Below are 10,830 nucleotides of genomic sequence, written 5' to 3'. Positions count from 1 at the left end.
AAGACTATCTTTGCTATTTTTAGATTATATTATGATTATTTATACTAATATTTTAAATATGCAATATTACGCACATACAATATAGAAAACCCTCTGTTTTTTAACAGGGGGTTTATCAACAAACTGAAAAGATATTGATTGAAAATCAATATCTTTTCGTGGCTTTCAATGGTGGAGGCGAGGGGTAATTATTAGTACCCTAGACATTATTTAAAGAAAAAATATGGATTTGCTGAAATATCACTATTAAACATTTTCTGTAATGCTAACTCATCAGATATTTCATTATTTTCATTTGCAACTAATAGTTTGTTATACTCTAATCTTTTTAATATTTTTACAAATTCAATATAAACAGACTCCATTACTGCTACATCCTCAATAAACTTTTTATCATTCAATATACTTCTATCAAAATTGTATATCTTATCTTTTATATCAGTGATATTAATATTTTTCTCATTAAACCAAATTGAAAATTCTCTATTCACTCTCTATCCTCCATACTAATAGAATAAAAATAACTATACATTATATATATGCATAGTTATTTTCATTTACTTATATCAATATCTTAGAAACCATATTTATTTTCTCTCTGTTTAAAGGCTTCTTTACCACCTTCTAATATTTCGCACACATGCTCTTTTATCCCTCTGTTATAAAGAATAGCTTCCTCTCCTTCTTTTCTAAAACTAAGTTCTAATGGACCTGATACATATTCAAATCTATATTCTCTATTCCCTTTGCCATCTTTTCCTGATTGATTAGCAACAATAATTTCATCTGAATCAGCCAATACTGTTAAATTTGGATTATGTGTTACCATAATTATCTGCCTATCCCTCTTCTTATTTAAAATAAAGTTCTTTAGTTCATACGAAATGGTTCTATTATCCAAATTATCCTCCGGTTGATCTATTAATATAGGATACTTTTCAGAACTTAAATGGATTAGCAATTTAAGTACTATTAAACCTTGTTTCCCTGGTGACATAACATCAAACTCATCATCATTTTCTAAAATATCAATATTTAATTCTAAATAGTCCTTTACTAAAACCTTTATTAAATCTAAATATATCTTACCGTTTTTATATTTATAATTTCCTTTGCCCGTTATAGCATTTATTATTGTTCCAATAACAAAACTATTATAACCTTCTACATCTATCTTAGTATCTAATAATCCTTTTACCTCTACTGCAGTTTTATTTAATATATTACCTATATCTTCTTTTAAAACTTCCTCTTTTAATTGTAATTCAAATTTAAGAATTAAATTAGTTTCCTCTGATATACACTTAAATTTATCTTGTTTAAGAATATCTATTAACTTTTTATATTCATTATTTCTATCAGAAACAAGATTCTCTACTTCATTTATTGTGTTTTTTAGATTTTGAAGTTTTGAGTTTAATATTCTTTCTATCTCTTCTATTTTTTCCTTCTTCATTCTTTCTTGTTCTAAGTTCTTACTAAGTCTATCTATTTCACTTTTATTTTTAAGTTTTATTTCATAATTACTAATATCATTTTTTAATTTATTATTATCTTGTACTAATATAGCCAACTCATTACTTAGTTCAGTTTCTTTTATATTTAACATAGATATCTTTTCATATATAAACATTTCCAAAGTCTTCATATCGCAAAATGCATCAGTAAATATATCTTGAAAATCCGCTCCTAATATATTTTTTGAATTAGTTAAACTATCTTCAAACTCCTTTTTTATTGTTCTTTCAATATTCTCAAAATAATTCTTATACTTCTCCACTTCCGGTATAATAATATTATTTATAATATTTATTCTTGAAAAATTATTACTTATTTTATTTGTTATTCTATTATATTCATTTATTTCTTCTACAGACATTTTAGATTCATTAACTAGGGCTTCTATAATCCCCTCAAGTTTTAGTATTTCTTTTTTTATACCTTCATCATCTCCAATATTAATTTTCTCAGTATTTTTACTTTTATAATCTTCTATTATTTTTTCGATTTTATAAACTTTATTGTTTATCTCTAAATTTATTTTATTTAAATTTAAATTTAATTGATCATATGCTTGCTTTACTTCTGTATTTTCCATTAATACTTCGGTAACAATATTCTTCAAACTATTATCTTTATTTTCTGCAAGTTTATTAACAAACATTTGACTTATATATTTTACTTTTCTATTTGGACTTTTATTAATATTGCTTAATTTTGATACTTGTCCATCCTTCCAATAAACCTCAAAATCATAGCTATATTTTGATTGTAAGGTTTGATAGTTTCCAAAATTTTCATCCAACCCATTAATAGTCCTCGCAATATGACTTAATAATAGAGATTTACCTGATGACTTACCGCCTATTATGGTATTTAAATCTTCATTAAAAACTATATCATCATTCATAAATATATTACTACTGTCAATAAACTTAACTTTATCTATTACTTGATAATCAGCCTTTGTATTAGGTGTATCTTCCTGTATTGCAACTCTATTTTCAGGCTCAAAAATTATCTGCTTTAAACCCTCAAAATTATTCATCCCTTTAATCCAAGTATATCTATTTGTATTACCTCTCGATGGATGTAATAATGTTCCTATTTCATGTGAATCAGAACCCCACACACATGGTTTTAATCTTCTAAACAATTTCCTTACCTCGTCTCCACTTGTGCTTGTGTCCTTACCTAATAAGAAGTTAATATCTTTCTCCCTAGATGAAAAACAAATATCTGCTAAAAATAACAATTGTCTTTTTACATTTCCAGCCCTTGCTTCATTCCACGCTAATTCAGATAATGCTCCGTATCCATTAAAAGCTACTACTGTCAGCATACAATTCTCTTTTAAATATTCACTGTCTTTATATCTAGCCTTAAAAGTATCAATTGTTTCTATTAAACTATCTTTAGTAACTGTTACTATAGAAATAGCTTTATTTATATACTTGCTATCATCCTTTAAACTTAAAGTATCTAAATTATCATCATATGGCTGTCCATTGATTATTGAATATCCTATTTTAATTAATGTTTGTCTATCAGCTTTTAGGTTATCATAACCGCCATAACTAATTTTAAGTTGATTTAAAAAACCATTTTCTATATTTTCTGCACTTAATCTTTGATTGAAAAATATATGTACATTTATTGACTTTTCCTTTTGAGTAAAATTATCAATTCTTAGCTCTAATCCTGGTAAAACAGCTACACTTTTTTCCTCATTAACATATAATTTATATGCATCATTATCATTTGACCTGCTACAGTAACTTATTATTTTTTTATATCCATCTAATGTAAAATAATCATTTATTATAATAACATCAGTTTTATGTTCTATGGATTTAGCTTTTAATGCATGTATATATTCATCAAAATTCGGAAAATTATTTTCATAAGATATAGGAGTATGCACATGGCAGTCCCATTTCAGCCATCTTGCACCTCTATTAACTTCAGTATTATACATATAACATCACACTCCCCTTTATTATGACTATATTTTACCATAATAAACGCTATACGTAATATATTTAACTATTCATTAATCATAAATTTATACAGTTCTATTCTAGACTTATTGCTCTTACATTCAATGAAACTATCATCCTTTATAAAGTCATGTACACCCAGCTTAGCTGGTGCTTTATTAAGCCGGTGGCACTACTCGTGCTCTGAATAACTGCCAATCGCAAAACAGTTTCATCTATCACACTCATCGGGTTGTTTTCTATTTGCTACTTTTTACTTTGCGATCCCGTGAACAGGTCAATATCTTCCTTCATACTAATTTGTTCTGCTATTTGATCTTCTTGAATTGGATTCTGAATATACTTTGCAATTGCAGTCTTATCTCTTCCTACTGTATCTACGTAATATCCCCTACACCAGAAATGTCTATTTCCATACTTATATTTTAAATTTGCAAATCTATCAAAAATCATTAAACTACTTTTTCCTTTTGAGATTCCCATGAATTTTGATACACTCATTTTAGGCGGAATCGTAACCAACATATATATAATCCGTGCAAGCATTCGCTTCAATTATTTCTACTCCATGTCTTATACAAATAGCTCTTAATATCTTCCCAATTTCAGCATTATATTTTCCATATATTATTTGTCTTCTATATTTTGGTACAAATACTATATGATATTGACACCTCCATTTTGTATATGATAAGCTTTCTATGTCGTTACCCATACGACACACCTCCTATGATTAATTTGTTTTACGATTGTCAGTCGTTGCAATTATATCGTAGGAGTTTTTTCTGTTCAGAGCTTAAGCCATTTTATCCACCGGCATAGCCAGTGGTTTTCAATACAAAAAAAATAGAGAGATACCTTACTTATCTCCCTAACTTACAGCTATTTATCTATAAACTATACTTTGAGTCATACTATCGTATTTATAATTTATAACTTGCCCATTTATTATTAACTTTATTGCCTCTTCTATAACTTCTAAAGGAGCTATAAACCACTCTCTAGGTTTATGTTTATCTCCATCCTTATCTGTTATTTCAATATCTAAACATGATTGTCCAAAAAAATTATGCAACAAAGTTTCGAGCTTACTTACATTCATATTATAACATTTAAATGAGGTTATTATTTTAACTGGAGCCATAAGATATGTTGGTTCACTCTCAGCGCCTTTTATTCTTTCTTCAACTGTAGTAGTTGAAAATCCAATTTTATATAGATTATCAATACTAGAAATATTTTCGTCTTCACTTTTTGATTTAAGTATATATATATACCCAGCCTCTTTATCCTCTTCTGTTACATTATTAAATTTATCAAAAAGTTCTTTCTTTAAGTTTATGTCGCTGTCAGTAACCCTTCTACCATCCTTATATAATTCAGCACCTAAAGATCTCATTAACATATCAGATTCAGTACCATTTTCAAATATACATCTTAATCTTGCATTTTTCACTCCATTTTCAATTGTAGTTTCTCCAACTTTATCAACATATAATAACACTCCTTTTAATACAAAGAAATGTCCTTCTTCTACTTGTTGTCCATTTTTAAACTTTATTAATTTTCTTCTACCTTCTTTTAAATCTCTTTGGCATTGTTTTAATAGTCCTTCATATTTACCAAATTCCTTACATATCTTCCTACTTGCTATATAATCAGGCATTGTAGTTCTCTTAGGTAAACTTTCAACATCAAAAATATTATCATTAATATCATCGAAAATATTAAAACTATCATTATTAAAAATATCATTTATAGATTTCACTTCCACTGTATTAGTTAATTTTAATAAGTTATGTTCATCATAATTCTTTAGAATTTCACATTTTTCTTTATCATCCCTTATGCTCGATAATCTAAAAAAAAGTTTTGTTTCTATAATATTAGTTGATTTTTCTGGCTCTCTTCCATTATCCTCATAAAATCTATTTATTTCATTAAATGATTCTATTAGTTGTGAATTTTCAGATACATAAGTTACTTTCTTTTCCTTAACTGTTAATATGCCAAAAGGATCATCATCAAATATTTCTAATAATTTATCAAGATTTTTATTATCCATTTCTACTCATCTTCCTCTTTAACTCTTTTAAAAATACTATTGCCTCTGCCATTCTTTTTTCCAAGGGATCTAATGATTCAATATTAGGTTGTCTCTTATTTTTAGTAATAAACTCGTTAATCTTAGGCCATAATATAATAGCTTCTTCTTCTGTCATTTGTATTCTTGTAGAATCAATAACATCTTTTATTAATTTCAATACATGAGTAGTAACTGACTTTGATAATATTTCAAACGCTCTTTGAAATGGATTTACTCTATCAATTAAATTAATATGCAAGTCATCAATGTTAACAAATTGATTTGCCATTTTAATAAATCTTTTATCTCCAATTTCCTTAAACTCACTATTCTTTACAACAGAATCAGCTACTACATACTGACGCACTTGATTAACCTCATCATCTGAAAGTTCAGGATATTTTATTTGTATAATCTTTGGTATTAAAACTTTATTTATAACCTCTGGATCCACATTACCAGGCATAGCCTTCAACATTTGATCATCTTGTAAAATTTTTGCCTTTAAATCATTTAAATCATTTTCTATTATATCTTTTACCCTAGCAGATGAAGGTTTCTTTAGTCCGCCTATCTTTATCTCACCTGACTTAGATTCTGTATCTTCTGGGTACTTAGGTTTAAATTTAAAATTTGGAGCTAATACTTGCTCCATTAATAGCGAAGCTGTAATAGCTTTCAACATATTATTTACAGATAGTTTTACTAAATCGTCATCAGCATCCGGTTGAGCTATTAAATTAGTAAATTGTGCATGACTCTTATTATAACTATCTCTTGTACATCTTCCAATAATCTGAATAATTTCTGTTAATGAGCCTCTATATCCAACCGTTAATGTATGTTCACAATATGGCCAATCAAATCCTTCCTTTGCCATTCCTAATGCAATAATAATATCTAAATCATCAGCTTCTTTAATATTTCTTAAGTAATTAACTACTTTCTCTCTTTCCTTAGGTCTATCTTCTACTAAATCAGCAACTTTTATAATTTTATTGTCTGAATATCTTTTAACATATAGAATACCTGTATCTTTATCTTGATACTCAAGGTCCCCTATAGAATCTAATATTAAATCTACCTCATTGTGTTTATCTTTAGTAGATTCCCCTGAATTAACATTTGGTATATGAATAATAGTCTTTTTGCTAGTATCTAATACCTCTGGAATTGCTGAAGTATATCTACCTTGATAAAAGTGGTATCCTATTCCTAAAGATTTAAGATACTTATATCCATTTAGCTGCTCATAATAATTGTAAGTAACCTTTGTAAACTTCTCTTCATCTTCTGGTGAAAGTACTGGAACACTATCTCCTCTAAAATAAGAACCTGTCATAGCAACTATATGAGCATTGGAGTTATTAATTATAGATTTTAATAATTCTCCTATCTTATTTTCACCATCAGAGGATACATGATGGAACTCATCAATTGCAAGAAGTGTATCATTAAACTCCCTTACATCTAGTTCTTCAAATGCAAATCTTAATGTTGAATGAGTACATATAAGAATTTTTTCATTATTCAAAAAAAATTCTTTAAAAGTCTTTACCTTACTCTTCTCTCCTCCTGGAGTACATAGATTATACCTTTCACTTGGAGTCCAATCACTAAAGAATCCATAATCAGTTAAATTTGTTGCAGAGAAAGAGCTTCCTATTGTTCTTTCTGGAACTGCTACAATTACTTTTTTTATAGATTGATTTATTAGCTTATCTAATGCAATAAACATTAAAGCTCTAGATTTCCCCGATGCCGGAGGCGATTTTAAAAGTAAATACTGAGCATTTCTTGCTTTAAATGCTCTCTCCTGCATCTCTCTCATTCCATATACATTAGTTTGTGTACTTTTCCCACTTTGTTCATATTTAACCTCTACTAAATTTTCCAATTAAAATCTTCCCCCTTTTTATATCATTTCTTCATATAAACTAAATAAACACTCTAATCTATCCTCATCTGATTTAAATTCCCTATTACGATAACATCTTTCAATAACTAAATCTAAATTCCTATGAGCCTCTTTTAATCCTATTGGCATATCCTCAGGATTATATAATTCAGCTAAACTTTTCTCAAAATTTTTCTCACGTTCTTCTATAACATTAAATACATATTCCATAATAATATTCTTCTTATTTTGAGATATTTCTGGAAAAGGAAATGTATTATAACATATATCTGCTGAGTATCTATAATCTGTCTTTATTCTTCCTCCAACAGTTTTTACCCATAACATATGCATTGATGACATTAATACCCCCATTACCCACAATTCATCAGTCTCTACAGCAAAACATGCATTATTTACTATATCCTCTTTAGTGTATAAATTCATAGGTATATACTCACGTTTTTCTGATGAATGCCCTGGAATAGCTATATAATTCCCATTAGGTTGACGTATTTCTCCAAATAATTGTGGATATTTAGCTAACTTTCTGGTTGCTTCTCTTGTACTTTTTAATCTGTATTCCTTAACATTATCTACTCTCATTTTAAATTCATCTATCTCATCGATAATATTTTCATCCTCTATATCCTTCAACCAAATACACCATCTTTGTTGATTTTGAGTGATTTCTTTGGCTCCTATCAATCTCTTAATATATTTTTTAGCTAATGGATTATTGGATATTATCTGATTACGCTCTTCTGTAGATAATATTAAGTTATTACCATCATTAGGCATACTTCCGAAACTTATTGGTGGTAAACCTGATATGGATTTTTTTGATTTTGTTATTACTATATTTTTTCCTGCTATTAAATATGGATTAATATTTTTAACCTCTTGAATTACACCATTAGTGAAGATTTTTTTATTTGAATTAATATTATTATTTTGAAGTCCAATTATTACACAAATAACCTCTGCATTGCTTTTTGCATTATTTCTCCATTTAAAAGAAGTATATGCAAAGTTAATACATACATTTAATTCAAAAACTTTAGGCCATAATATTTCAACTTGCTCTCCTTGACAAATAGAATTAGTTGAAACAAAAGCCGACTTTGAATTATAGCCTTTAATATATATACTTGCCTTATATATCCAACATGCAATATAATCTAAATTGTTACTTTTTTTCAGATTATTAAATACGATATTCACATCATTTTTTTGTTCCCCACTCTGTAAACGTGCCCCTAAGTATGGTGGATTTCCCAATAAATATACTTCACAATCATTATTGATAGGACATATATTCTTCCATTCTACTCTCAACGAATTTGCATTAACAACTTTCGCTTCTTCAACTATAGGAAATACGTTTTTGCTCACACCAAATTTTTTATTGAACTTTACTTCCATCTTCTGTTCCATTAACCATAAAGATAACTTCGCAATTTCATGAGCAAAATCATCTAATTCTATACCATAAAACTGATCTAATGAAATATTAGTAGCATTTGAATATATTTGAGGATCTATCTCATTAATTCTCTGAATAACTTTCATTTCTAGCTCACGTAATTCTCTATATGCTATTAGTAAGAAGTTTCCAGATCCACAAGCGGGATCAAAAATTTTAATTTTAGATAATCTATTCAATAAGACTTTTAATTTTATTGAATCATTCTTTAATTTCTCAAACTCGTTTTCTAAATCATCTAAAAATAATGGCTTTATTACTTTTAAAATGTTAGTTACAGATGTATAATGCATTCCTAAATTACTTCTATCATCTGGATTTACTATAGCTTGAATCATAGCTCCAAAAATATCTGGGTTTACATCAGACCATTCTAACTTTCCACTTTCTATTAATGCTTTTCTAGATTTTATTGTAAAATTTAATTTAATATGCTTATCTTTAAATAAAGCACCTCCCACATATGGGAACCTTTTTAAATATTCAGGATAGTTATCTTTATTCTTAGTATTTAAAGCTTCAAATATTTTCTCCAAAAACACATTCAAATCACTTCCATCAGATTGTGTATAAGATTCTATTGAATTAGTAAATAATTTATTTTCAAACAATCCGGTATCTTCTGCAAAAAAACAGAATAATATACGTGCCCAAAAAATATTTAATTGATGAACTTGATTATTTGAAGTAAACCCATTATCTTTTCTTACTTCATCATACATTTTAGCCATTTTTTCTGCTGCTTTTATATCTGCATGGTTTTCAAATTCTTGACTAGCCTTCTCCATTCCGGCCCATGGTAAGAAAAAAGTATAATACCTATGTATCTCATTAATGTTAATATTTAAAGTATCATTTACCTTAGTATCTAATACTATTAATTCATCATAATCTGTTACTATAATAAATCTTGGTTCATTTTTTAAAATTACTTCATCATTGCTAACAGCTAAAAATACCTGGTAAATATCCTCATCCTTACATTCTTTAAAAAATAATTTCTTTTTCCACAGTATTTCCCCTGCATTCTTAGAAATATTTATACTTCCATTTTGTAATCTTGTTATAGAAGCTTTGGGTACTCCATAACAATTTAATAATTCATATATAAAAGTCTCTCTTATTGCTTCGAATTCATTTTCTATAACATATGCTAATTTATTAATATTTTTTTCTATATCAATTAAATTCATAAACTTCTCCCTCATATCTAACATTATCTCTTTTATTATACCTTATTTTTTTTATCTTAAATACTACTTTATATTACACACTTACAATTTCTTACACATTTCTTATCTAGAAAATAAAAAACCTCGACAACACATTTCTGTATTGTCGAGGTTTTCATGGTGGAGGCGACGGGTGTCGAACCCGTGTCCGAAAGCAGACCAATCTGACTTTCTACGAGCGTAGTTTGTGACTAAAATTTCGGTCCTTAGTTCGCTCACAAACAAACTCCTAATTCCCTAGCTTCATGAATACCCCTTTAGCTCAAAGCTTTGCTAAACTTCGTTTCCCACTTCAATGACACCAGTGATCCGGAGCGTGGGAACCCCGGGCTGATGAGCGGCTATATTAAGCTGCTAATGCAAAATTGTCTTCTGCGTTTATCTTTAATGCATACTTTATTATCGAGGTGACATGCTTGCCTCGGCTCGCTTATCAAACCCATCTTACCCCCGTCGAAGCCAAAACGCCCCCAGGTTAAAGTTTAGTTTAACGCGAAATATTCAATTTTCATTCCGTGTTGTAATTATATATTATAAATTTTTTTCTGTCAACAACCTTAAATCATGCATTTTATCTATGATTTTCTTAATTTACTAGTGTAGAATATTTATCTAAATAATTCACTTAC

Annotated in this window: 5 protein-coding genes, 1 other RNA gene and 1 pseudogene; all 7 read right to left on the bottom strand. The window is 28.1% G+C overall.

Annotation, left to right across the window (positions count from 1 at the left end; all coding sequences use genetic code 11):
* Window positions 1-206: 206 nt before the first annotated feature.
* Entirely contained in the window at window positions 207-491 is a 285-nt protein-coding gene (locus tag GPX08_RS10340) for a hypothetical protein (protein ID WP_156626727.1), read from the bottom strand.
* A gap of 83 nt (window positions 492-574) precedes the next feature.
* On the bottom strand, window positions 575-3,478 hold the full coding sequence (locus tag GPX08_RS10335) for a hypothetical protein (protein WP_156626726.1): 2,904 nt from the start codon (window positions 3,476-3,478) through the stop codon (window positions 575-577).
* A gap of 268 nt (window positions 3,479-3,746) precedes the next feature.
* A pseudogene (gene tnpA, locus GPX08_RS10330) lies at window positions 3,747-4,215 on the bottom strand (IS200/IS605 family transposase).
* A gap of 171 nt (window positions 4,216-4,386) precedes the next feature.
* Window positions 4,387-5,565: a GIY-YIG nuclease family protein gene (locus GPX08_RS10325; RefSeq protein ID WP_156626725.1), complete on the bottom strand. Its 1,179-nt coding sequence runs from the start codon at window positions 5,563-5,565 to the stop codon at window positions 4,387-4,389.
* Window positions 5,558-7,483 carry an ATP-dependent helicase gene (locus GPX08_RS10320; RefSeq protein WP_156626724.1) on the bottom strand — a complete coding sequence of 642 codons (1,926 nt, stop codon included), beginning with the start codon at window positions 7,481-7,483 and terminating at the stop codon, window positions 5,558-5,560. Before GPX08_RS10320 ends, GPX08_RS10325 begins: the two co-directional genes overlap by 8 nt.
* Before the next feature lie 18 nt (window positions 7,484-7,501).
* Complete coding sequence (locus tag GPX08_RS10315) at window positions 7,502-10,162, bottom strand: N-6 DNA methylase (protein ID WP_156626723.1); 2,661 nt, start codon at window positions 10,160-10,162, stop codon at window positions 7,502-7,504.
* A 157-nt stretch (window positions 10,163-10,319) separates the two neighbouring features.
* Window positions 10,320-10,673: a transfer-messenger RNA gene (ssrA, locus tag GPX08_RS10310) on the bottom strand.
* Window positions 10,674-10,830 lie beyond the last annotated feature (157 nt).

Origin of the sequence: Clostridium tertium (genome assembly GCF_902652255.1) — a bacterium.
In the GTDB taxonomy this organism is placed as follows: Bacteria; Bacillota; Clostridia; order Clostridiales; family Clostridiaceae; genus Clostridium; species Clostridium tertium_A.
Note: the sequence above shows the minus strand (reverse complement) of the source record. Positions and strands in the feature narration are given on the sequence as shown.

Coding starts and splice junctions, on each gene's coding strand:
- GPX08_RS10335 (WP_156626726.1), bottom strand. CDS start 3,478: ATGTATAATACTGAAGTTAATAGAGGTGCAAGATGGCTGAAATGGGAC.
- GPX08_RS10325 (WP_156626725.1), bottom strand. CDS start 5,565: ATGGATAATAAAAATCTTGATAAATTATTAGAAATATTTGATGATGAT.
- GPX08_RS10315 (WP_156626723.1), bottom strand. CDS start 10,162: ATGAATTTAATTGATATAGAAAAAAATATTAATAAATTAGCATATGTT.